Source organism: Marinicella sediminis (genome assembly GCF_002000055.1).
Classification (GTDB): Bacteria; Pseudomonadota; Gammaproteobacteria; order Xanthomonadales; family Marinicellaceae; genus Marinicella; species Marinicella sediminis.
Window position 1 is genome coordinate 285363 of sequence record NZ_MVBD01000005.1, and the last position, 22481, is coordinate 307843.

At 46.0% G+C, this 22481-nt stretch carries 19 protein-coding genes and 1 tRNA gene; 8 read left to right on the forward strand and 12 right to left on the reverse strand.

What is annotated here, in order from left to right; genetic code table 11:
• Positions 1 to 15: 15 nt before the first annotated feature.
• The 4 genes from B0475_RS09215 (at position 16) to B0475_RS09230 (ending at position 4400) form a co-directional block, all read left to right on the forward strand.
• Positions 16 to 555 carry a hypothetical protein gene (locus tag B0475_RS09215; protein ID WP_077411516.1) on the forward strand — a complete coding sequence of 180 codons (540 nt, stop codon included), beginning with the start codon at positions 16 to 18 and terminating at the stop codon, positions 553 to 555.
• On the forward strand, positions 552 to 1541 hold the full coding sequence (locus tag B0475_RS09220; protein WP_157892830.1) for a hypothetical protein: 990 nt from the start codon (positions 552 to 554) through the stop codon (positions 1539 to 1541). The genes B0475_RS09215 and B0475_RS09220 overlap by 4 nt, the downstream gene beginning before the upstream one ends.
• A gap of 72 nt (positions 1542 to 1613) precedes the next feature.
• Positions 1614 to 3500, forward strand: coding sequence for an acetyl/propionyl/methylcrotonyl-CoA carboxylase subunit alpha (locus tag B0475_RS09225; protein ID WP_198538182.1), 1887 nt, complete (start codon positions 1614 to 1616; stop codon positions 3498 to 3500).
• 3 nt (positions 3501 to 3503) lie between these two features.
• On the forward strand, positions 3504 to 4400 hold the full coding sequence (locus B0475_RS09230; RefSeq protein ID WP_077411519.1) for a hydroxymethylglutaryl-CoA lyase: 897 nt from the start codon (positions 3504 to 3506) through the stop codon (positions 4398 to 4400).
• 384 nt (positions 4401 to 4784) lie between these two features.
• On the opposite strand, the gene B0475_RS09235 is transcribed toward B0475_RS09230, so the two are convergent.
• The 5 genes from B0475_RS09235 to B0475_RS09255 form a co-directional block, all read right to left on the reverse strand.
• Positions 4785 to 6452 carry a vWA domain-containing protein gene (locus B0475_RS09235; RefSeq protein ID WP_077411520.1) on the reverse strand — a complete coding sequence of 556 codons (1668 nt, stop codon included), beginning with the start codon at positions 6450 to 6452 and terminating at the stop codon, positions 4785 to 4787.
• A 122-nt stretch (positions 6453 to 6574) separates the two neighbouring features.
• Entirely contained in the window at positions 6575 to 8608 is a 2034-nt protein-coding gene (locus B0475_RS09240) for a M13 family metallopeptidase (RefSeq protein WP_077411521.1), read from the reverse strand.
• A gap of 95 nt (positions 8609 to 8703) precedes the next feature.
• Positions 8704 to 11448 carry a DUF349 domain-containing protein gene (locus B0475_RS09245; RefSeq protein WP_077411522.1) on the reverse strand — a complete coding sequence of 915 codons (2745 nt, stop codon included), beginning with the start codon at positions 11446 to 11448 and terminating at the stop codon, positions 8704 to 8706.
• Positions 11448 to 12422 carry a tRNA dihydrouridine synthase DusB gene (gene dusB / locus B0475_RS09250; protein ID WP_077411523.1) on the reverse strand — a complete coding sequence of 325 codons (975 nt, stop codon included), beginning with the start codon at positions 12420 to 12422 and terminating at the stop codon, positions 11448 to 11450. Before dusB ends, B0475_RS09245 begins: the two co-directional genes overlap by 1 nt.
• A gap of 2 nt (positions 12423 to 12424) precedes the next feature.
• The gene (locus B0475_RS09255; RefSeq protein WP_077411524.1) at positions 12425 to 13627 is read right to left on the reverse strand and encodes a TraB/GumN family protein; all 1203 of its coding nucleotides are present in this window, start codon (positions 13625 to 13627) and stop codon (positions 12425 to 12427) included.
• A gap of 285 nt (positions 13628 to 13912) precedes the next feature.
• Here B0475_RS09255 and B0475_RS09260 point away from each other — a divergent pair, with 285 nt between their 5' ends.
• On the forward strand, positions 13913 to 14650 hold the full coding sequence (locus B0475_RS09260) for a helix-turn-helix domain-containing protein (RefSeq protein WP_077411525.1): 738 nt from the start codon (positions 13913 to 13915) through the stop codon (positions 14648 to 14650).
• Between the two features lie 296 nt (positions 14651 to 14946).
• Here the strand turns inward: B0475_RS09260 and B0475_RS09265 are convergent.
• Positions 14947 to 15037, reverse strand: a tRNA-Ser gene (locus B0475_RS09265).
• A 173-nt stretch (positions 15038 to 15210) separates the two neighbouring features.
• Here B0475_RS09265 and B0475_RS09270 point away from each other — a divergent pair.
• Positions 15211 to 15660, forward strand: a complete 450-nt coding sequence (locus B0475_RS09270; RefSeq protein WP_077411526.1) for a peroxiredoxin — start codon at positions 15211 to 15213, stop codon at positions 15658 to 15660.
• 48 nt (positions 15661 to 15708) lie between these two features.
• Here the strand turns inward: B0475_RS09270 and B0475_RS09275 are convergent, their stop codons facing one another.
• The 6 genes from B0475_RS09275 to purM all read right to left on the reverse strand — a co-directional run bounded on the left by B0475_RS09275 (position 15709) and on the right by purM (position 20776).
• Positions 15709 to 15990, reverse strand: coding sequence for a polyhydroxyalkanoic acid system family protein (locus tag B0475_RS09275; protein WP_077411527.1), 282 nt, complete (start codon positions 15988 to 15990; stop codon positions 15709 to 15711).
• Between the two features lie 3 nt (positions 15991 to 15993).
• Positions 15994 to 17766 carry a M56 family metallopeptidase gene (locus B0475_RS09280; RefSeq protein ID WP_077411528.1) on the reverse strand — a complete coding sequence of 591 codons (1773 nt, stop codon included), beginning with the start codon at positions 17764 to 17766 and terminating at the stop codon, positions 15994 to 15996.
• 15 nt (positions 17767 to 17781) lie between these two features.
• Positions 17782 to 18162 carry a BlaI/MecI/CopY family transcriptional regulator gene (locus B0475_RS09285; RefSeq protein WP_077411529.1) on the reverse strand — a complete coding sequence of 127 codons (381 nt, stop codon included), beginning with the start codon at positions 18160 to 18162 and terminating at the stop codon, positions 17782 to 17784.
• Positions 18163 to 18450: 288 nt separating this feature from the next.
• Positions 18451 to 19089: a hypothetical protein gene (locus B0475_RS09290; RefSeq protein WP_198538183.1), complete on the reverse strand. Its 639-nt coding sequence runs from the start codon at positions 19087 to 19089 to the stop codon at positions 18451 to 18453.
• Between the two features lie 32 nt (positions 19090 to 19121).
• Positions 19122 to 19739, reverse strand: a complete 618-nt coding sequence (gene purN / locus B0475_RS09295; protein WP_077411531.1) for a phosphoribosylglycinamide formyltransferase — start codon at positions 19737 to 19739, stop codon at positions 19122 to 19124.
• Positions 19736 to 20776, reverse strand: coding sequence for a phosphoribosylformylglycinamidine cyclo-ligase (gene purM, locus B0475_RS09300; protein ID WP_077411532.1), 1041 nt, complete (start codon positions 20774 to 20776; stop codon positions 19736 to 19738). The genes purN and purM overlap by 4 nt, the downstream gene beginning before the upstream one ends.
• Before the next feature lie 128 nt (positions 20777 to 20904).
• Here purM and B0475_RS09305 point away from each other — a divergent pair, with 128 nt between their 5' ends.
• Together B0475_RS09305 and B0475_RS09310 are read left to right on the forward strand one after the other, a co-directional pair.
• Entirely contained in the window at positions 20905 to 21915 is a 1011-nt protein-coding gene (locus B0475_RS09305; RefSeq protein ID WP_198538185.1) for a DUF2066 domain-containing protein, read from the forward strand.
• Positions 21912 to 22481, forward strand: a complete 570-nt coding sequence (locus B0475_RS09310; RefSeq protein WP_077411534.1) for a CDP-alcohol phosphatidyltransferase family protein — start codon at positions 21912 to 21914, stop codon at positions 22479 to 22481. The genes B0475_RS09305 and B0475_RS09310 overlap by 4 nt, the downstream gene beginning before the upstream one ends.

The following is a 22481-nucleotide window of genomic DNA, read 5'->3' on the forward strand; positions in this document are numbered from 1 at the left end:
TACAGGAGCACATCAATGAAACACATCAAGAAAATCATCATTGTTGTCCTGATGCTGGTGATACCGGCATTGGGATTCAGCTATGAAATTGAATTGACCAGACAATTGAATAAACTGGTGGCAGATGACAACACCATAAGCATTTCGATGACTGATTCAGGATTCGTCAAAGTCATTTATCCAGCTGGCATGAAAAGGGCAGGGAGCTATGAGCTGGAGGCCAATGCTCGTTCAATGAGTAAAGCAGATCAGTGGTATCAGTACGTCAGCAACCAGGAAAACATGACAAATCGCTTTCAGCTTGAACATCGTTTAAATGCCGCCAAAACATTCCATAAACTGCCATTGTTTTATTCGTCAGAAGTGGACACTGTGACGCTGTCGGTGAAGGCCAACGACCAGCTGGTTTGGGAATTATCATTCAACAACTGGCAAGAGTTGAGAAACTTTAAACAGTATTTGGGTGATTGGGAGTTGATGATTGATACGATCATTGAACTGGAACAAATGGCAAAACAAGTCACAGTGACTGATTTGCTGGAGGTGGCACAATGAATAAGTTAGTTATGGTATTCATTTTGGTTTATTCGGGTGGCGTTTCAGCAGGCTCTTTTATTTTTGCCGGTGAAGCCAATGGCGTTGACATCATTGCCCATCCCACAGGTTACGATGGCGTGGTGGATGTGGTTAATGTTTCGGTATGTATTGATCCCACTGGGGATGAAACCACATTGCTGGAGAGTCCGGTGAAAAACATAGTCACCACCTTTAATAACCTGCGTTCAGAATCAGGAAACATCATCAGTGGATCTGCCAATAACATACCTTCCGGTGCTTTGGACTGGGAATCCGTGGCATTGCATGAAGTGGGTCATTGCCTTGGCCTGGCCCATCCCAACCTGGGCTCACAGACGGGGGTGTCCGGAGCCAATACCAATTTCACCGCCAGTACCGATGGGGCGGATAATGCGTTTGATTTTGATGACGGTGCTGACAACATCAAGGGTACCTCTGACGACTTACGTGATGATGACATCAACTTGCATTGGTACAATACCGGCATCAATAATCCCTTTGTGCTGACACCGCCTTATGATTCGAGTAATTATTCGAGAACCCTGGCTGGGTTGCCTGGCGGCCACACTTACGTGACCAATGCCAGTTTGGAGGCGAGTTCTTCATTGGGTGCTCCGAGTTCTGAAGCTGTGATGCAACAAGGGTCAAGGAGCAATGAAGATCAGCGTGAACTTGGTGCAGATGACGAAGCCACCCTGAGGTATGCCATGTCCGGGGTTGATCAGACCAGCGGAACAGCAGATGATTATACGTTCAATTTGACTTATGGTGGTATCACCACGGGTTGCGACATCATGATCAAACACCACGACATTTCAGGCTTGGCTTTTTGCAGTGTGGGTGGAAGTTTTATCAGTGGTTCATCAATTCAAATCACGGGAGCATCCATTGAAATTGATGCTCCGGATTTCACCTGGTTCTTCAATGATGTCATCTTTAAAGATGATAATGATGATCCTGATTGAGCCATGGGCAAAGGAGTCATTTTGAATTAAATATCGGGTATAATATTCGGCTTTGTTATGCAGTCGGATATTATGCCCATTAAGAAGATCCTGATTGCCAACCGCGGTGAAATTGCGGTTCGCATCATCAATACCTGTCGTCAGCTTAACATCCTCACGGTGGCTGTATTCTCAGATGCCGACAGGCACGCCAAACATGTGATGATGGCTGATGAACAATGTCATCTGGGATCAACAGATCTGGCTGATTCATATTTGAATGTAGACAAAATAGTGCAGGCTGCCATTGACCATCAGGTGGACGCTGTACATCCTGGTTATGGTTTCCTCTCAGAGCGACCCGCATTGGCCAAAGCGCTGGACAAAGCCAATATTATCTTCATTGGCGCACCTGTTGAAGCGCTTGAGTTGATGGGCTCTAAGTCGGCTGCCAAACAAACCATGCTGTTGGCTGACGTGCCATGTGTCCCTGGATACCAGGAGGATGATCAAACCCCGGATGTGCTGGCCGACGCAGCCAGAGCAATCGGCTTTCCTGTGCTGATCAAAGCGGTTGCCGGTGGCGGTGGCAAAGGCATGAAAATTGTTCACCAGGCGACAGATTTTGCCAGTCAATTGAAGTCAGCTCAACGTGAAGCCCAGAATGCTTTTGGTGATGATCAAGTGATTCTGGAAAAATACATCACCCGGCCAAAACACATTGAAGTTCAGGTCTTTGCTGATCAACATGGTCATGTGGTCCATTTATTTGAGCGTGATTGCTCCACTCAGCGCAGGTATCAGAAAGTGATTGAAGAGGCGCCTGCAGCCGGTTTGAGTGATGCCACCAGGACCGATATGCTCAATGCCGCAGTCAAGGCCACTCAGGCGATTAACTATGTGGGAGCTGGTACCGTTGAATTCATCATGGATGGTGATGATTCTTTTTATTTTATGGAAATGAATACCCGTTTGCAGGTTGAACACCGGGTGACTGAAATGATCACCGGAGTTGATTTGGTGGCCTGGCAAATAGCTGTGGCACAAGGTGACCCATTGCCCAAGAAGCAAACAGAAATTCATGACAGAGGCCATGCCATTCAGGTGCGGCTGTATGCCGAGGACCCTGACAACAATTACCTGCCGTCTACTGGCTTACTTGAACAGGTAAAGCTGATGCAATTGGAACATTCCCTGGTTGATTCAGGAGTGCGTGCCAGCGATTCGGTCACCATTCACTATGACCCGATGATCGCCAAGCTGGTAGTGTGGGCAAAAAACCGCAATAAATGCATCAGCAAAATGCTTCAGGTTCTGGACCAAAGTGCGGTGTTCGGAGTTAAAACGAATCTGGCATTTTTATCACGTTTGTTGTCCACCAGGGAATTCAGGAAGCACCAAATTTATACCAACACCCTGGATAACGATGAATTGATCCTGGCTCAGGAAATTACCCCCGAAGTAGTGGCTATTTATGTTCACCACCTGCTGCATCTGAATCAGACTGGTGAAGTCTGGAAACAAGCCAGTGGCTGGCATGTACAGGGAACAGAGCCATTGTTACTGGAACTCAGGTTTAAGGGAGAGACACTTGCTTACCAGATCAGCTGGGAAGAGGGGCAATATCTGATCAATGGCACAGATCATTATTGGCCACAAAAAGAAGACATCTGTCATATACATCGTCATCAGGTACAGGTCATTCATCAACATCTGCGTTATGAATTCAGCCTGCCGGATCATGAAGCCAAAGCCGTGACCTCAAGCGCTAATGCCATACTGGCTCCTATGCCAGGGAAAATCATTGAAGTAAAAGTTAATCCGGGTGATGAGGTGGTAACCGGTCAGTCTTTGGTGGTGATGGAAGCCATGAAAATGGAACTGGAATTGAAAGCCGAGCGAGACGCGGTGATCAAAGACATCGCATACAGTGAAAACGATCAGGTAAGAGCTGACGACATATTGGTGGAGCTGGAGTAACTCATGAGTTATCCTCAAGCGGTCAAAATTGTTGAAGTATCTCCCCGGGATGGGTTGCAAAACGAAGCCAGGATTATTGCAGTTGAAGATAAACTGGCACTGATAAATGACTTACGCCTGGCTGGAGTCAGACACATTGAAGTGGCTGGGTTTGTGTCACCCAAATGGGTCCCTCAGTTGGCCGATGCAGCTGCTGTTTGTGCCGGTTTAACAGCGGATCCCAAGGTGCATTATTCAGCCCTTACACCAAACCTCAAAGGACTTGATGCAGCCATTGTGGCCGGCATCAAAGAAGTCGCGGTTTTCACCGCGGCATCTGAAAGTTTCAATCAGAAGAACATCAATTGCAGCATTGAAGAATCATTTGATCGGTTTGCCCCGGTGATGGAAAAAGCTCGTGATCATGACATCAAAGTCAGGGGTTATGTTTCCTGTGTGTTGGGTTGTCCTTATGAAGGTGAAATCGAGCCGCAGGTTGTTGCTCAGGTGGCAAAGAGATTATCTGACATGGGTTGTTACGAGGTCTCATTAGGGGACACCATCGGTACCGGCACACCGGTCAAGGCTCGGCAGATGCTGTCGATGTGCGCTGATCAGGTCAACATGGCACAGCTGGCATTGCATTTTCATGATACGTACGGACAAGCTTTGGCCAACCTTCAGGCCTGTCTGGAGTTGGGAGCCGCGGTGATTGATTCTTCAGTGGCTGGAATTGGTGGTTGTCCCTATGCCAAAGGAGCCACAGGCAATGTCAGTACTGAAAATGTGATCTATATGCTCAATGGCATGGGCATTGAGACAGGTATTGATTTAGCCGGTCTGATTAAAGCCGGTCAGCGGATTTCCCGGGTTCTGGACAGGCAATCCAACAGCCAGGTCAGCAGGGCCATGGGAAGTTAGGCCCATTGGTAAACTGTTGGTCGGTCAATCCTCATGTGTCAATTCAACCAGGTTTTGTCGGGGAGACTGTGCATGGTCGGGATGGTTGATTTTCTGAATCAGCTCATAACCAGCCATCAATCTTTACCGTTACTCCATGCCTTGCAAGCTGTTCATCCATCTGATGATTGAACTGGATCATCAGATTTTTAAAGTCTGACAGCACCAATCACCGGTTGTCGGTTTCGATCTGGCTGATGAATGAAGCGATAGAACGGACCTTTGTGTTTATGAAATGCATCACAAAGGTCCGTAAATGATGGTTGTTTGTTGGATGGCCATCAGACGCCATCGATTGTTCATCGCTTGACGGTTCCTACATTTTTGCCTTGAAGCGTTCTGGCTTCAGTTGGTCAATCCTTTGGCCAGGGAAACCAATTGCAGGAACTCACCGCGATGGCCATAAGTATCAACACTTTTTGAGCTTCGGGCCAATGTTAGGATGTCTTCATAGGTGTATGATTTTAAATAGGTTCCATCTCTTAATAATTGACCGAATGCGGCCACTGCTGTGGCAAATCGGAATTCGTTGCTGCTTGATTTCAATGGCTTTATGCTGTCTTTGAGTATGGGCCAGCTAAGTAGCTGACTGTGCTCTTCATCTGGGTTCTTGTACCTGATTTTCAGATAGGCCATTTCATTGCCCATTGCAGATTCTATGGCAGGGCGCTGATACCTGGACTCGGCCAGCCAGCCCTGGTTTCCTTGTAACACAATTTCATAAATCGCAGTGACGGTGTGTCCGGCACCAATTTCTCCGGCATCGACTTTGTCATTGGCAAAATCTTCGTTATTCAATTGACGGTTTTCATAACCAATCAGGCGATATTCTGCAACCACTTCAGGATTGAATTCGATTTGAATTTTGACGTCTTTGGCGATGGTTAGCAGGGTGGAGTTGATTTGTTCTACCAACACTTTATTGGCTTCTTTGACGGTATCAATATATGCATAATTGCCATTGCCTACATCGGCCAACTGTTCCATCAGGTGGTCATTATAATTGCCTGTGCCAAATCCCAGCGTGGTCAGAGAAATGCCTTTTTTACGTTGTTGCTTAACCAGTTCCTTCAGGGCTTCAAAATGGGTGGTGCCTACATTAAAATCACCATCTGTCGCGATCAGAATGCGGTTAATGCCACCCTTGACCAAATGCTGTTCGGCCAATTGATATGCCAGGTGAATACCCGCTGCCCCGTTGGTAGAACCGCCTGCTGACAGTTGATCCAGGGCGGTGGCAATTTTGGCCTGGTTGTTGCCAGCTGTTGGCTCGAGAACTACACCCGCAGCACCTGCATAGACCACAATAGATACCCGGTCATCGGCCGTCAATTGTCTGGACAACAATTTCAATGATGATTTAAGTAAACCCAGTTTATCTGGGCTATTCATTGATCCTGAAACATCCACCAAAAACACCAGATTGGCAGAAGGACGATCAGTGACTGGCATTTCAAAGCCTTTGATACCAATGTGCAGTAAGTGGGCTTGCTTATTCCATGGTGAAGGTGCCACTTCAGTGCTGGCCATGAATGGTTGTTCGAGGTCTTTGGCTGCAGGATAATCATAAGCAAAGTAATTGATCATCTCCTCAACACGGACTGCGTCCTGGCGGGGAATCACACCTTGATTAAGCATGCGTCTGACGTTGGCATATGAGCCGGTATCAACATCAATGCTGAAAGTGGAAATGGGGTTATTGATCACCGATTGTATGGTATGGCTTTCAAAATGTGCATAGTTTTCCCGGTCAGTCATTGAAGCCGGAGTGATGGGGTGAGGGTGATACATGCTCATATCTGCTGCGGCTTTGTGTCGCTGTATGCGACTGCCGGTTACCCTGATTTGCTTATTCATGGCTTCGGCCTCTTCAGCCACCAATACAGGCCTGATATTCTGTACTTGATCGACCTGATTGTCCGATTGTTCTGCAGTGGATTTGTTCTGCTGTTGTTTTTGGCCTGCACAGGCAGACAGCAATACGCTGAAAGATATGATTAAAACACGATTCATGGCTACTTCCTTTTTGGTTATACATATCCTTGTATACGCAGCAATGATGAAGATGGGTCAAAAAAAAGATAAAAAAAAGGCAAATCAACGATTTGCCTTTTTTTTCAAACGTGGATGTACAATCACCAAATCTTGACCCGTTCATCCTCGGGCAGGTACATGCCGTCGCCAGGATTAACGTCGAATGCTTCGTAAAATTCAGTCAGGTTGCGCAAGATGCCATTGGTTCTGAATTCTGAAGGCGCATGAGGGTCAGTGTCAATGCGACGAAGCAGTTCCTCATCTCGGTATTTGCGTTTCCAGACCTGTGCCCAACCCAGGAAGAACCGTTGTTCAGGCGTGTAACCATCAATCACCCGATCATCTTTGTAATTTTTCTTGAAGGCTTTGTATGCAATTGACAAGCCGCTTAGGTCACCAATGTTTTCACCTTGGGTAAATTCACCTTTGACGGGTGTACCATCAACCACTGTGAAGCCATTGTACTGTTCTACCAGTTTGTTGGTGCGTTCTTCAAATCGACGACGGTCTTCATCGGTCCACCAGTTTTTCAGGTTACCATCGCCGTCATACTTGGAGCCTTGATCATCAAAACCATGACCCATTTCATGACCAATCACGGCACCAATACCACCATAGTTAACGGCTTCATCCGCTTCGAGGTTGAAAAAAGGAGATTGCAAAATCGCTGCCGGAAAGACAATTTCATTCTTGGTTGGGTTGTAGTAGGCATTGACTCGCTGAGGGTTCATACCCCATTCATTGCGGTCAATGGGTTGGCCCAGTTTACTGCGGTTGCGGTGGGTGAAGAAACGGGTGGCTTCTTTCAGATTTTCAACCAGATTGGTTCCGGCTATATTCAATTCGCTGTAATCCCTCCAAACATCCGGGTATCCCACTTTAGGATCGAATTTTGCCAGTTTATCAAGGGCTTTGACTTTGGTTTCTTCACCCATCCAGTCAAGGTCTTTGATGCTGTCTGCATAGGCATCGCGTAATTGTTCAATCATGGTCACCATGCGCTCTTTGGCTGCTGGTGGGAAGTGTTTTTTGACATAGACTTTGCCGACCAATTCGCCTGCCAGCCCATTGACCAGGTCCACACCCCGTTTCCAGCGTGGTTCCTGTTCAGTAGTGCCGGTGAGTACGGTTCCGTAAAAAGCAAAGTTCTCATTGGCAAAACTTTCACTCAGGTAGGATGCTGTGTTGCTCAGCAAGTGCCAGGTATAATAAGTTTTCCATTGATCAACAGTGTATTTGTTCAACACCTCATTGAGGGTATCCAGATAAGGGGGCTGAGTCACTACCAGATGCTCTGGTTGATCGATCATGGTGTGGGTCAGCCATCGGTCCCAATTGATGGCAGGCACTTTTTCAGTCAATGCACTGAATGACATTTTGTTGTAGGTTTTATCACGGTTGCGGTTCTGAATGCGATTCCATTGACCTTCAGCGAGGTCTTTTTCAATGTGATAAACCAAATCACTGGCCTGATCAGGATTGTTTATCCCAGCCAGCTCAAACATGTTGCTGATGTGTTGCCGATATTTAGCCCTGATGTTTTGTGATTTATCATCAGTTTTGAAGTAATAATCTCTGTCAGGTAACCCCAGTCCACTTTGACCCACATAGACGATGTGTTCGTCTGATTTTTTCTGGTCAATATAGACATACATAGACAACGGTGCGTCTCCATAAATATCTGCATAGCCCATGTATTCACTCAAATCAGCTCTGGTCTGTACTGTGTTGATTCTGTCCAGTTCAGACTGTATGGGAGACAGCCCTTTGGCTTCAATGGTGTCTGTGTCCATGAATGAACGGTAAATGTCAGCAATTTTTTGCTCTGAACTACCCGGGGCATTGTCCATTTTCGAGACTTCATCAATGATGGCCTGAACATCGGCACGACTCTCATCCCCCAGCTTGTTGAAAGCGCCAAAATTAGACTTATCAGCAGGGATTTCAAATTCATTCAACCACTTACCATTGACATGGCGGTAAAAATCATCCTGTGGCCTGACTGAGCGATCCATGTTGACGGTGGTGATACCGGATTTCACCATGGATGACTGGTGGTTGTCTTGTTTGACTTGGGTGCTCTGACAAGCTGCCAGCGACAGTGTCAGGGCGGTGAGCAATACAGTTTTCTTCATGTGTCCTCGCATACTAATTAGTGGCAAACATTCTAGTGAGGTTTGCCACTGAATAGATGTGTCTTAGGTCATGAATCCAGCCTGTAGGGTGTGGGTTATTCCAAAATGAGTGAGCGCAATGCCTTGATGGCCTTTTGTATGCGCTTGTTATTGGCCTTTAAAAATTCCGCATCAGGTTTAGCCGTCACTTGCCAGTCTTGTAACAATTTCAGGGCTTGTTGGTGGTCTTTGAGGTTTTTTCCTCCAGACATGCGGTCAGACAACACCTTAACTTGATAAGCCATTCGTTGATCCATGTGTGCTTTTGGCGTGTTCAGACCAGTCAAAAACTCAGCTGCGATCAAAATTTCATTGAGTTTTTCCTCCGTATCACCTGCGCTCAAGGAGTCTTGCCGCTGGCTGATCCACAATCGGTCTGGTGTTGACTGGAGTGCTTCGAGTGCAGCGTTTTGTTCATCAACCGTGGCTTGTTTTTGTTCCATTTCGCTGAGCATTTCATCCAGCGCTTGCTGTTGATCAAGGTCTTTAATCAAGTCCTTTTGGGATAAGACTTTCAATTGTTCATCAATGAGTTGCGTCAACTGATTGAGTTTATGTGTGGCATATCCTGACGGAATATCCAGTTCATTCCAACCTTTATGGATGGTGGATTTAAGCTCTTGCAAAGCAGACGACTCATGCAATTTTTTGATCTGTTTTTCTTGTGCCTTGATGAATGAATTGACTGCTTTTTCCTGTTGTCGAATGGCTTCATTCTGGGCTTTTTGTTCATCCTGGCGTCGATTAAAAACTGCGTCATTGGCCTTGCGGAACCGTTTCCATAATTTTCGCTCGGTGTATTGCTTGACCACTCCGGCACTTTTCCATTGATTTTGCAGGGCTTTGGCTTGTTCTATGGCAGAGCCAAGATCGGCTTCTTGCTGTAATTGTTCCGCCTGTTCGATGAGTTTCATTTTGCGCTTTTCGGCATGGCCATAAAACTCATTGAGCTTGTCATCGATGCGGTTGATGCCTTTTCTGATTTTTTTGGCGGTTGCTCCGCGTTTTTTAGGCGGTAATTGATCCAGGCTTTTCAGTGACTTAATGGCTTTCCGATTCAAAGAGGACAGTTGCTGCTCATTGGATTCTGAAAGGTCTATGTTCAGCATTTGTTCAATCAGTTGATTGAACTCATCGAGTTTGGCTCCCTGTTGTTCACCTCGTTTTTCAAAATAAGGTTGTGTGGGTTCAAAGACGGCTTTGGACACTTCCCTGAACTGCTGCCACAAAGCATGATTTCTAGATGGGTATTTATCACCTGGTAATTTTTCCATGTCTTCCAGTGCATACCATTGTTCATTGGAATCTTTGAGTTTTTTCAACACAGCATCCGGGTGTAATCCCTGGCCATGGATATCAATGATGCCCTGAATGATGTCATTTCGAACTTTGTCATTACTCCATTTTTGCCATTTGCGTAATTCTTTGAGGCGGTTCCAGACCTGGTCCAGCTGGTATTTGTGTTTCCTGATGAGCGGGTGACCTGGTCCTGCCAGTTTTTTGAGTTCAGCAATTTGGTTACTGAATTTTTTGGCATTCACCAAATGGCCTTCTTCAATTTCCGTGATTGCTTTGCCAATCAATTCAATGGCTTGTTGGGCTGAGCGCTCACGTATCTCTCCAGACTGTTCAATTTTGTCAGCCAACTGACCAAGCAACTGTTTGTACTTATCGTGCAGCTCATTCATCGCCTCGGTATCACTGGCCTGGCGTGTGGCTTGCTGCCATTGTTTTTTGAATTGTTTGAGCTGCTGGTTGGTTGCGGTTTGCTGATTCAATGTGGCAGACAAATTATCCACCACTTTAATGGCTTGTTCTGGCACCCTTTGGGTTTCCTGAACTTCTGCCATCAATTGTGTCAACTGTTCAATGACAGCGGATAATCTATCTTGGTCAGTCTCACTGAGGCCAGCCTTGTCATGTTCATTGAGTCGATTGATGGACGATTGCAGTGTTCCCAGTGTGGCGCTGTTGTTGCTGCTCAGCCATTGCTCAGTTTCGCTCAGATCGGTCAGGGCCCTTTGTTGTTTTTGCTTCTCAAGGAATTCATTGCGGTGTTCAGGGTCAAGGATCATTCTGGCCGCATCGAAAGCTCCGTTGAACCTGTTGTTCAATGTTTGGTCTACGTGCCCGCTGATTTTTTGCCACTCAGTTTTGATGGTTTTCAGGTCAGTAATCTGGTGGTTTTTACCATGCACAACGCCTTCCAGTTGTTGGCATAAAGTCAATGCCTGTTGCTTGTGATCGGTGTCAGGTTTGATTTTTTGAGCAATCATCTGACTCAACTCTGGATTTTTCTTTTGGGTCACCTCAAGTAATCTGATGAGGGTTTTTTGTTGGTTGATCTGATTAAGTATTTGTTGCTGAATGGTTACATCTCGTTCAACCGTCAGTAAATCAGCCAGTTTTCCCTGTTGGGTGATTTTTTTAATGGCTGCAAGACGTACCTCTGAATTTTTGGCAGATGATGCCAGGGCCTGAATGACCTCATTGCTGGTAGTCAGATTAACAACCCTGCTGAGGGATGAATCATCATGTGTTTCACACCATTGGATGATTTTCTTATGTGCAGCCTGACAGACCTTTTTACTGCTGTGATGACTGGCGATGTCGATGAACTGTTCAAGGTCGTTGATTTTATTCAGGGCTGCCAATTGTACCTGTTCGCTGGGATCATGCTTGACCAATTGGGGCAAATGATTGATCAGTTCAGGGTCGTTGCTGCTTTTGATGGCGGCTATCCTTACTTGTATGTTGCTGTTTTGCCATTTGGGTTTGTTGAACCATTTTAGGATACTCATTATGCGACCTTTTTCAGTATATGTTGATTGATGAACGTCAGTTGTTCCTCCGCATCCTCTATTTTCAGTAAGGTGCGGGCCAAATGGTTCAGGTCAGTATTAGCCAAAAACCATTTGATGTGTTTTTTGGCCATGCGAAAACCCCTTTGCGAACCATAAAATTCATGCAGGTTGACGACATGGTCATGCATGACTTGAATGATTTCCACAGGGTCCGGTGACGAAAGGCGTTCACCGGTCTGCAGAAAGTGTTTGATTTGTTGAAAAACCCATGGGTTACCCTGGGCTGCCCGACCGATCATGATGCCATCACAAGCGGTTTCCCTGAGCACTTGTTCGGCTTTTTCAGGTGTGTCAATGTCACCATTGGCAATGACTGGTATGCCGATGGTCTGCTTGACTTCTTTGATGAGCTTGAAGTCACTGTGGCCGCGATAACGTTGTTGTTTGGTACGGCCATGGATGAACAGGGCCTGTATGCCAGATTGCTCGGCCAGCTCGGCCACCTCCAGGATGTTTTGATGTTCGGCATCAATGCCAAGCCTGGTTTTTAACGTGACCGGGACTTTCACCGCATTGGCTACAGCCTGCAAAATGTCCCTGATCAACAGGGGATTTGCCATCAGCGCAGAACCGCAGTTTTTTCTGGCCACTTTCTTTTGTGGACAACCCATGTTGATGTCAATGAGCTGTGCGCCATGAGCTACATTCAAAACTGCAGCTTTGGCCATTTGTTCAGGATCAGATCCAGCGATTTGAACAGCAATTGGGCCGGGTTCACCATCATGGTTCATGCGGTATCTGGTTTTTGCTGTTTTCAGTAATGACAGGTCACAACTGAGCATTTCAGACACGGCATAGGAGGCACCCAACTGGCGGCACAACTGCCGGAAAGGACGATCTGTTACTCCTGCCATTGGTGCCAGCATCACCGGGTGTTCAATCGGATAGGGGCCTATGCTGAATGCACTCATCGTCAGATCAGCTGATTAAAGATTTTAAACCCACTGACCCAGGTAGCCACTGCAGAGCCCAGGTTGGTGAAAATGAAAATCAACAATATACGGGTCACCGGATTTTTCCACCAGCCTTTTAAATGCATGGCATCGGCCTGCAAAGCTTCAAAATCCTGGACTTTGGGCTTTCTGAGCATCGTTTCAACCAAGGAGGCCACCATGCCAGCTGCAATGGTTGGATTCAATGAAGTAAACGGTGCGGCCAGCATGGCTGAGAGAATGGTGATGGGGTGAGCAGCTGCCAATAAAGCCCCCAGTCCAGAAAGCACACCATTGTAAATAAACCAGGTTTTTATCAGGTCAAATCCCAGTTCTTTATTGGTGGCAAAGCCCCAGGCAAAACCGCTGAGAATGACCAATGTGATCAGCCAGGGCAACATTTTCAGGGTCAATGATTTGGGTGGCAGGGTGTTCAGTTTATTGATGGTGTCATTGGTGTTCATGTCTTCCTGCATGTATCGGGTCAGGCCTTTTAAGTGCCCCGCGCCAATGATAACCAAGACGTTTTTTGCCACATTGTTGCCATTTTCTACCGCTTGTTTTAATCTGGCTGCCATGAATTGGTCTCGCTCATCAATCAATGATTTGTAGAGTGATTCTGAGTTTTCAGAAAAATCATTGAATGTGCTTTCCAGCATGTCGCCAGATTTTAATTTTTCAATTTCCTGTTCGCTGATCTCTTCTTTATCAAAGAATCCTCCAAAGCCGAACAACAGATTGATTTTTTCCAGGAAACCAAGTGAGCGCCAGGTCCGTTTCATGGTGATACCCACGCTGCGATCCACTTTCCACAAAGGCAACTCTTTTTGTTTGGCAGAGTGGATGGCTTGTTTCATCTCTGCACCTGGTTCGACGCCCAATTGATCTGCCAGACGCTTTTGATATGCGCTCATGGCCAGGTTGGTGGCGATCAGTCCGGTTTGTTTGTTTTTGATGATGCTGATCAGGTCCATGTTGCGGTATCGGTTGGAATCAGTCATGGCCTGATAGCGTATCTCATCCAGTTCAATGGCTACGGTATCAAACTCTCCGCTTTCAATCAGCGATTCAACCACATCAGCGCTTTTTTGTGAAACATGTGCAGTACCCAGCAATAAAAAGTTCACACCTTGATAACTGACGCGTTCGTGTGGTTGTTCCTGGAGGGTTTCGGCGGTGTTCAAAGTGGGTTTCCGTTTTACAAAAGTCGCCTATTTTAACACCATGAGGCCCCTGAAACTACGCTATTTTTGGCTCTAACGACTGATGATCGATGGCGTCATTATCAACCACACTCAACTGTCGAATTTTGAGAGCTGCTTTGTCCACAGTGTTGAAGCTCTTCAGGAAACTGCAATGTGATATTATTTTGATGAAGGAAGTGTTTGGCGGATGATTGTCGGGTGATTGTCGTGGTTATTCACGGGTGCCCCACTGATCATGGGTTCACTGTTTTATTTGGAGGATTTATGGCAGAAAAAATTTTGAACATTGCTGGTTTGCGAAAAGAACGCGGTTGGTCCCAGGAGAAACTGGCAGCCATCAGTGGTTTAAGTGAACGTACCATACAACGCATTGAGAAAGACGGCTCTTGCTCATTGGAGAGCAAGCTGGCTTTGGCTTGTGCATTTGAACTTTCTCCACAAGATTTGTTGCAAACACCTGGAGTGAACACTCTTCCTACAGAACACATCACGGATTGGAGTGGAGCCTTCGGCTTGTTGATTCTTGGGCTGGTGTTTCCGGTCATTGTTTTTTTTACCGGCACGGATGGACGATGGGAATTGGTCAGTTTTCTCACAGTGATGGGTTTGACTGTTACCATTTCTGTGATGACTCATGGGTTCAATTCAACACATCAATTATTTAAGAATACATCCTGGATCGTAAGTCATCCTTCACGGGTCTCAGGTCTGAATCAATTCATCATACATGCCAATCATGTGATCTTGATTGCCTATACCATTGGATTGATGGCATCAGTGGTTACTGGCTTGACTTTAGTGGTTCATAAGCAGGAGATGTTAGGGAACATGCCATATTTTGCAGCTGTGGTTGTCAAGCCATTGGTTTATGCACTGGTTTTTAATGAGTTTTGGTTTAGGCCATACAAGCGCAAAATGGAGCGAATGTTAAGTCAACAAATGGCAGAGGATTTACCAGACGGACGTCATGACGATAATGATGTCGATGGGACATGGGATTGATGACTTGCGTCTTGCATGTCACCCTACGGGCGCCAAAGGTGTCAAAATTTTCATTCATTCCGTTCGTTCCGACTATGGAATCAGAGATGTTGAATCGGGATGTGCAATTGGCTTGAATGTAGTTGGTACAAGTTGTTTGGATTGATGAGACAGGGATTGATGAAATGCGTCCTGCATGTCACCCTGCGGGCGCCTGCGGCGTCAAAATTTTTCCGGAAAATTTTTTCGAACCCGGAAGAGGGTTCTCAATGACTGACTTGGCGCCATTATTTTCATGTCTGAAGACCTGAAAATAATGGCGGAGAGACAGGGATTCGAACCCTGGATACGCTATTAACGTATGCCGGTTTTCAAGACCGGTGCATTCAACCGCTCTGCCATCTCTCCGCGAGGGTTTTCATCCATCAGATGAGGGTGCGTACTTTATCCTAAAATCAGGACCAAATCCAGAATTTTTTTAATGAAAAAATGCATTTTTTGACGCTGTAAAAATCGCATGACTTTTTATTTTTCTCTAAAACGGCTAAAATACGCGCTTTTAATTGGTCCTGAGATTGAATATGACATTAGAAACTGGTGATAAAGCACCTGATTTTTCACTGATTGCTGACAATGGCAAGCCCTTTAAACTGTCTTCAAAAGTCAAAGGTAAAGCCTTGTTGGTGTTTTATCCGGGTGATGGGTTGCCGGTGTGTAAACAACAAATGATTGATTACCGTGATGGTTTTGATCAATTTAACTCTCTGGGTGTGGACGTGATTGCCATCAGTGCAGATGACTCAAGTGCGATTAAATCATTCAAGAAAGAATATGATTTGCCGTTCACTTTATTGAGTGATGCCGACGGAGAAGTGGCCAAATTATATGATTCTTTTGGTTGGTTTGGCGTCAAGAGATCCGTTTATCTGATTGATAAAGAACTGGAGATCAAATACAAACACGTGGAATCGGTTTCAATCTATAGCCGTTCTGTTGAAGAACTGTCTGAAATGATCAAAAGAAAGTCTTGAAGGTAATATACTTCAGTCATCTAAAAAGCGCTGTTCCAGCGCTTTTTTTTATGCTGAAAAATGCTCGTCAAGTTTGGTCAGGATCTCGGTTTCTATCACTGACTTGAAAGGAATCATGAAAAAACCCAGTCTGGCAAATATTTCAATGCCTTCGTCATTGATTTGCACTTGACCTTTAACACCTGATCCGGACAGTTGACATTCTCGATCATTGATGAATTGATGGGTAATCCCGTATTTCTGTTCCAGCAATTGAAGCAGGTGGGTCATGGTTTCCAAAGATTCATCCGCTTGGCAGTCAACCGGATAATTGATGTTAATTTCAGACATAGGTTATTTATTACAGGGCATTGGTTTTTTCAAACGACTGCCAGTTTGGGAAAGTTTGCAGTTTTTCTGCACTTCTTCACTGATGGCAAAACTAAACATTTGCTGATAAGTGCGTTGCAAGGTCGAATTATTCAATGAGTCTGGGTCAAATTTCCATTTTTTAATGGCTTTAACCACCTCCTGTTCAAAAGCCACATAGTCATTTTTTTGTGAGCTGACACTGATGTCGTATGCTTTTCCGTTGGCTCTGATTTTAAAAGTTGCGATGACATCCTGTTCAATTTGATTAAACCAGAAATTCTGTGGATAAACGGGATCCAGGTAACGTTTGAATTTTGGCATGATGCTGTTGTGCCCGGAAAAGGAGCTGAGTACCTGCGTTGACCCACCGTTTGCCGGTTTGGTTTCAACTGATGCCGCTGAAGTCATGTTCAGTGTGTTGGTGACAACTGGGGCAAAGGACAGGTCATTCGCCAGATCAATTGCTGGTGTGGTTATGGCTGTGTTCATCAACATCAGTTCTTCTCGCTCAGGTATGGCTTGAGCAGAGTGGATGGTCAGTTCATTTGAAATGTCATTGATGGTATGACTGATGCTGTTGTTATCCATTGCAGTTGGTTCGCTCAATAATGGCGTGGCCGGTGTTTGAACCCGGGATTGATTCAGCGAAGGATAAAAAGGATACAGTCCCATGCTCTTTTTCAGGCTGTGTGGCGATTTTTGTTCACTGATAACAGGGCTTGGGTTGTTGGAAAACAAACTGTCTTCAGAACCTATAGCGTTGACCTCTTGATTTTGTGCAGGTTGTAGTACCATGAACATAAACGCAATCATCATCAGCAGGGGCAAGAAAATCATCAATGATGATTGATTTGATTTGTTGTGCAACAGGATTTTGACTCGGTTGAGCAGCATGCCATCATTGATGCCCAGGTGAACGCTGTGTTTCATATCAAGCCCTGAAGTGTAACTGGCAATGTTGGTCAAGGCCCTGGCATAAGTGATGGCTTCTGTTTCATGAGTTAACACCATTTGGTCGCAGCATTGTTCCCTGATGTGTCTGATGTCATTGTTCATCCATCTGATACCTGGGTGGAAAAACAGTAAGATGTCAGCGCACAACTGAATGATGTTGTGAACGAAATCATTTCTCTTCAGGTGGCAAAGTTCATGCTTAATTATGGCTTCAAGTTGATTCTGAGGTATTTGGCTGATCAGACTCAATGGCAGTAACACGGTGGGTTTGAACAGGCCATATGCCGCCGGCACCAAAACCGCCTGGGAAACTTTGAGCATTGGGATGCTGGGCAAGTCCAGTTTTATGGCGATGTTCTTGACAATTTGTTTGAGTTTTCTCGAGTCGTCAGGTTGACAATCGTGCTTAATGGCTGCCAGTTTTATCCAGGATTTTATCAGCCTGAAACTGAGAAACAACACGGTCAACCCCCACAGCATCACGAAATAGGGCAGACCTGATTCCACCAGGTAGAGCAGTAAGTGTTCGGTGTTAATCTGTTGAAAGGCGGGAGTCACTGAATGACTCAGCATGAGGTACTCACTGGTATTTTGCTGAGCACTGATCTGGATAGAATTGGTCAGTGGAACCAGCAGGCTGATGACCACCAGTGACATGCCTGTCCAGTACTTAACATGAATGGATTGTATGGATCGGGTGATGATCCAGTAAGTCAAAGTGATCAGTGTTCCTTGCCACAAAAAATGGATCAGAGACCATCCGATGGAGGATATTGCGGCATGTAGATCAACAAAATTCATGATTCAGGGATTGGGTTATTTTTCTTCTACTTTTTCCAGTAAGGCTTTGATTTCATCTAATTCAGACTGTGTGGTGGTCTCATTGGTTCCCAGTGCTTGTAAAACCAGCGAGCTGATTGAACCACCAAACAACCTGTTTTTCAGGTCATCAAGCATCTGTTTTTGGGTTTCTTTTTTGGACATGGCAGGTTCGTAGATATGTGCCTTTTGTTCTGAATTTCTGCTCACCAGGCCTTTTTGGTGCATGACCTGGAGCATTTTCAGGGTGGTTGTGTAACTGGTTTTACCATTTTTGATGATTTCTTCGTGGATTTGTCTCACCGTGGCCGGTGAAATTTGCCACATCACATTGAGGATGGCCAGTTCAGTTTTTGTTGGTTTTGGTATGTTGTTCATAAGAAGTAGTATGGTGTTTAACGAAGTTCCTCGTATATTGTACCAGCTATTGAACTGAGCTGACAAGCACTCAATGATTAACGCATTTGTCAGACGTCATGAATGCCCTGGCGAATTCGGCCATTACTGTCTCTGTCAAAACAAGTTGTGATGACTCCGGGCAGCGCATATTTGCTCGGCCTCTGTATTGATGACTGCTTCACCATTCAGTCGTTTCGGCAGGTCAGGCTGCCCGCTTGAAGTTGGGCAGGTTGTTTGACAGGTGTCACGATGATCAGGCTTGCGGTCTCAGAGCCAGTTGAATGCGGTGAGTCTTGAATTGATTTCCGGCTCGTTTTCTTCTTGGTGCGTTTGAGTCACCGGCAAGCAGTTTTTGCTGGCATCCAGCTGAGCGGTTGAAGATTTTTTCCTCGGTGTTGAAAAAACCCGTTGAGAAGTGATTTTGTCTGACTGGTAATTGAAAGTGAATTGATAATGGCTGAGGTTTGTTGATTTGAGCAAATCAATGGCTGCTCGCGCATCCTGCTGGCATGCGGTCAGACTCAATGCCAGTGGTAGCATGTGCGCAGAAATGATGTTTTGTTCAGTCACGGCAAGGGTGAACTGATCCCCTTTTCTGGTGCCTTTGTACTGTTTTTCTTGTGCATCATAGGTGAATTGGTATTGGCGCTTGTTGAAGGCGGCTTTTTGATTCATGGAATGCCTGGTTACAAACAATTGACCATCAACAAAGGTGAACTCAGATGTCTCTTGTCGTTTGAAGCCTATCAATGAAGCCATGCCCCTGGTGCCTTTGGTGGTGTCGGTCAACAGCCATTGATTGTTGTTCAGCCGTTTCAGTTCAGTGGTCTGCTCGCCAGTGACCTTGCCGCCTCTGATGATTTCGTAGGTGGCTTGATAAGGTTTGAGCTCACTGGCTAAAGCCAAGCTGCTCAGCAGGCACAGCCATATAAGGGTCATCAGTCGCATGACATCATCAGTGGTTTGGTGAGGGGCTGTTGTTTATACATCAGTTGTTGGTCCTGCCAGAGTATCTGTTGTTGTGCCATTAGACCAACAGTGCGGGTCAAAAGTTTATGTTCTTTGCGGAGTAATTTTTCAGCCAATGAAGTGGCGTTGTCTGCAGCGGTCACCGGTATGGTGGTCTGGCTGATCCGTGGGCCGTGATCCAACTGGCTGTCGACAAGATGTACGGTTGCGCCATGCCAATCACGCTGATCTTCGAGTACCCTTTGATGGGTATTAAGGCCTGGATAATCAGGCAGCAGGGAAGGGTGGATATTGATGATTTTTGGAAACAGCCTGTCTACCAGCTCGGCAGACAGGATCTTCATGAATCCGGCAAGTATAACCAGATCTGCCTGCTCCTGCCCTGATATATCCAACAAAAATTGTTCTGCTTTTTGTCTGTCTGTCCAGTCAAGGTAACTGTTGGTTACACCATAATGATGGGCAATTTCTAAGCCCTTGGCGGTCGGATTGTTGCTGATGACATGAGTTATCTGGTATCCACTTTGGTCTTGCAATAAGGCTTCCAGGTTGCTGCCCCGACCTGAAATCAATACCACAACTTTCATTGCTTAATGACCACATCCTGACCCTGGTGTTTGATGGTCTGTCCAATTTGCCATGCCTGCAATGCGTGCTCAGCAAAGAAATCCAGGGTGGGGTTCAGGTTGGCATCGTCCACGATCAGGCATAAACCAATGCCGCAATTAAAGGTACGAAGCATTTCCACAGGTTCTACCTGGCCAGCATCTTGTAACCAATCAAACACCGCAGGTCTCTGCCAGCTGTTGGTATTGACCTCAATGGCCACACCTTCCGGAATAACACGACTGATGTTTTCCATGATGCCTCCACCTGTGATGTGGGCAATGCCATTAAGCTGAATGCCCTGGCTCAGCAGGTTGAGAATGGGTTTGGCGTACAATGTGGTGGGTGCCAGCAGTTTTTTGCCCAAGGTAGAGCCGTCAAATGGTTGATTGACATCAGCACCTGCTTGTTCAAGAATTTTACGGATCAATGAATAGCCATTGGAGTGAGGGCCGGATGATGCCAGGCCTATCAGGTGCTGACCTGAGGTAATGCGACTGCCATCAATGATCTTGTTTTTGTCAACCACACCGACCACAAATCCAGCCAGGTCATAATCATCTTGTTCGTACATGCCTGGCATTTCGGCAGTTTCGCCGCCAATCAGGGCACACCCTGATTCCTGGCAGCCATTGGCGATACCGCTGATGACCTCTGTGGCCTGGTTGGTATTCAATGCACCACAAGCATAATAATCCAGGAAAAACAGGGGTTCGGCGCCCAGTACAATGATGTCATTGACACACATGGCGACCAGATCAATGCCAATGGTGCTGTGATCATTGAGTAGGTGGGCCAGTTTCAGCTTGGTGCCAACGCCATCAGTTCCGGAGACCAGAACCGGGTTTTCACAATCCACCTGTGATAAATCAAACAAGCCGCCAAAACCGCCCAGTGACCCCATCACGCCGGAGCGATGAGTGGCTTTGACCAGGGGTTTGATGTTTTCGACCAACTGATTGCCGGCGTCGATGTCTACACCAGCGTCTTTATAGGTTAAGGGTTTTTTGTCAGACATATTCATTGTCAGAGAATCAGTAGCCGCAAATTTTATGCTATTGAGCCATTAATGGGTAAAAAAATACCAACAATTTAGTTGCTGTACTGTCAATTGATTCCTATATAATTGCCCTTATGAAAAGACTGATGTTGATACTATTTGTTTTTACTTGTCAGGTGATGGCTGTACAAGTTGATACCCATGTGGCAGCTGCTTTGGTGGATCAACAGCAAACCAGCGAAGCACAGCGTCAATTGTCTGCCTTGACAGCTGTGGTCAGCAAAAAAAGCGGGTTAACCGTGTCACAGTTGCTCAGTGAGCAACTGGTTGATGAGGATTTCAGGCCGGCCATCTTGCGCAGTTATTTTGAAGACATTCCCCGTCACCTAGATGCCAATGAATTGTGGTACAACGTGGTGGTTGATGAAGATCGGCTAAACCGATTGATGATAGACAAAGAAATTCCGGTCTGGCCAGCACAACGGGGTGACGCATTCGTCTGGGTGGTTGAAGAGCTGGAAGACGGCAATTTGATCAATGCGCCTGCTGACTCTGCTGCATCGTACTGGCTCAGGCAATGGTTCAGGCACAAAGGCTTGCCAGCCAGGTTCTATGACTATCAGGCCGAAGACCTGTTGGCCTTTCAGCCCCGGGATGTGCGCTTTTTAAACCCCGATCTGATTGATTTCATTCAGCAGAATCATCAGCCAGACCTGACCCTGTTGGTATTTGTCAAACACAGCAGAAACGGGTTGTCCTACCGGGTGGGTTTGCAGCGTGGTGATGAGCCCATACAAATCAAAAACCTGAAGTTTGTTAACATGTCTTCTGGCATGTCATCATTGGCGGATTTGGCGCAATCAATGATGGCCAGTGGGCAGCAGGTATTTGCTGAAGAATTCAGTGAAAACACCGTTTCATTGCTGATAAATAACTTGGCAAATGCTGAGCAACTTATTGACTTAAAAAAATATTTTGATCAACACGCTTTGATTGACAGGTATCAAATCCAATCGTTCAGCAATGGTCGTTTGAGCATCATGGCCAACATCAAAGTATTGCCTGAGACATTCATTAAATTTGTTGACGCCGGGCAAATGTTACAGCACATGCCGCTTGACATCGGTCAGTCGATCTTGTTTTCAGTGGCCGAATGACTCATTATCTCAGGTATTTGCCAAATGTGATCACCATCGGCCGCATGATAGCTGTGTTGCCATTGATGTGGTTGATGTGGCAGAAAGCCTATACTGGCGCCTTGCTGATTGCGGTTGTTGCCGGCATCTCCGATGGTCTGGATGGGTATCTGGCTAAAAAGTTTAACTGGCAAGGATGGCTGGGTGGTGTATTGGACCCGCTGGCTGACAAGATGTTGATGCTGGGTTGTTATACCGTTTTCTGGCTGCAGGGTGTGGTGCCCTGGTGGCTGTATTTATTGATCATTGGCCGGGATGCGGTCATCGTACTTGGTGCCAGTTATTATCACTTCAAGGTGGGTAAAATTGCCCGGGCCACACCAACCATGATCAGTAAAATCAATACCGTTTTACAAATTTTGTTGTTGTGGGTTTTGCTGATCAGCTATTCCGGGTTGGTTGACATGTTCGCAGCACATAAACCCATCATGTGGTTGGTGGCGCTGACATCAGTCATCAGTGGCATTCATTATGTTTGGATGGGGCTGAAAATGAAAGCCCGGCAACGAGCTCAGGAGGTGGCTTAA

Excerpts from the sequence above, each read along its gene's own strand:
- B0475_RS09215 (WP_077411516.1), top strand. The coding sequence starts at position 16 with ATGAAACACATCAAGAAAATCATCATTGTTGTCCTGATGCTGGTGATA.
- B0475_RS09220 (WP_157892830.1), top strand. The coding sequence starts at position 552 with ATGAATAAGTTAGTTATGGTATTCATTTTGGTTTATTCGGGTGGCGTT.
- B0475_RS09225 (WP_198538182.1), top strand. The coding sequence starts at position 1,614 with ATGCCCATTAAGAAGATCCTGATTGCCAACCGCGGTGAAATTGCGGTT.
- B0475_RS09230 (WP_077411519.1), top strand. The coding sequence starts at position 3,504 with ATGAGTTATCCTCAAGCGGTCAAAATTGTTGAAGTATCTCCCCGGGAT.
- B0475_RS09235 (WP_077411520.1), bottom strand. The coding sequence starts at position 6,452 with ATGAATCGTGTTTTAATCATATCTTTCAGCGTATTGCTGTCTGCCTGT.
- B0475_RS09240 (WP_077411521.1), bottom strand. The coding sequence starts at position 8,608 with ATGAAGAAAACTGTATTGCTCACCGCCCTGACACTGTCGCTGGCAGCT.
- B0475_RS09245 (WP_077411522.1), bottom strand. The coding sequence starts at position 11,448 with ATGAGTATCCTAAAATGGTTCAACAAACCCAAATGGCAAAACAGCAAC.
- dusB (WP_077411523.1), bottom strand. The coding sequence starts at position 12,422 with ATGAGTGCATTCAGCATAGGCCCCTATCCGATTGAACACCCGGTGATG.
- B0475_RS09260 (WP_077411525.1), top strand. The coding sequence starts at position 13,913 with ATGGCAGAAAAAATTTTGAACATTGCTGGTTTGCGAAAAGAACGCGGT.
- B0475_RS09270 (WP_077411526.1), top strand. The coding sequence starts at position 15,211 with ATGACATTAGAAACTGGTGATAAAGCACCTGATTTTTCACTGATTGCT.
- B0475_RS09275 (WP_077411527.1), bottom strand. The coding sequence starts at position 15,990 with ATGTCTGAAATTAACATCAATTATCCGGTTGACTGCCAAGCGGATGAA.
- B0475_RS09280 (WP_077411528.1), bottom strand. The coding sequence starts at position 17,766 with ATGAATTTTGTTGATCTACATGCCGCAATATCCTCCATCGGATGGTCT.
- B0475_RS09285 (WP_077411529.1), bottom strand. The coding sequence starts at position 18,162 with ATGAACAACATACCAAAACCAACAAAAACTGAACTGGCCATCCTCAAT.
- purN (WP_077411531.1), bottom strand. The coding sequence starts at position 19,739 with ATGAAAGTTGTGGTATTGATTTCAGGTCGGGGCAGCAACCTGGAAGCC.
- purM (WP_077411532.1), bottom strand. The coding sequence starts at position 20,776 with ATGTCTGACAAAAAACCCTTAACCTATAAAGACGCTGGTGTAGACATC.
- B0475_RS09305 (WP_198538185.1), top strand. The coding sequence starts at position 20,905 with ATGTTGATACTATTTGTTTTTACTTGTCAGGTGATGGCTGTACAAGTT.
- B0475_RS09310 (WP_077411534.1), top strand. The coding sequence starts at position 21,912 with ATGACTCATTATCTCAGGTATTTGCCAAATGTGATCACCATCGGCCGC.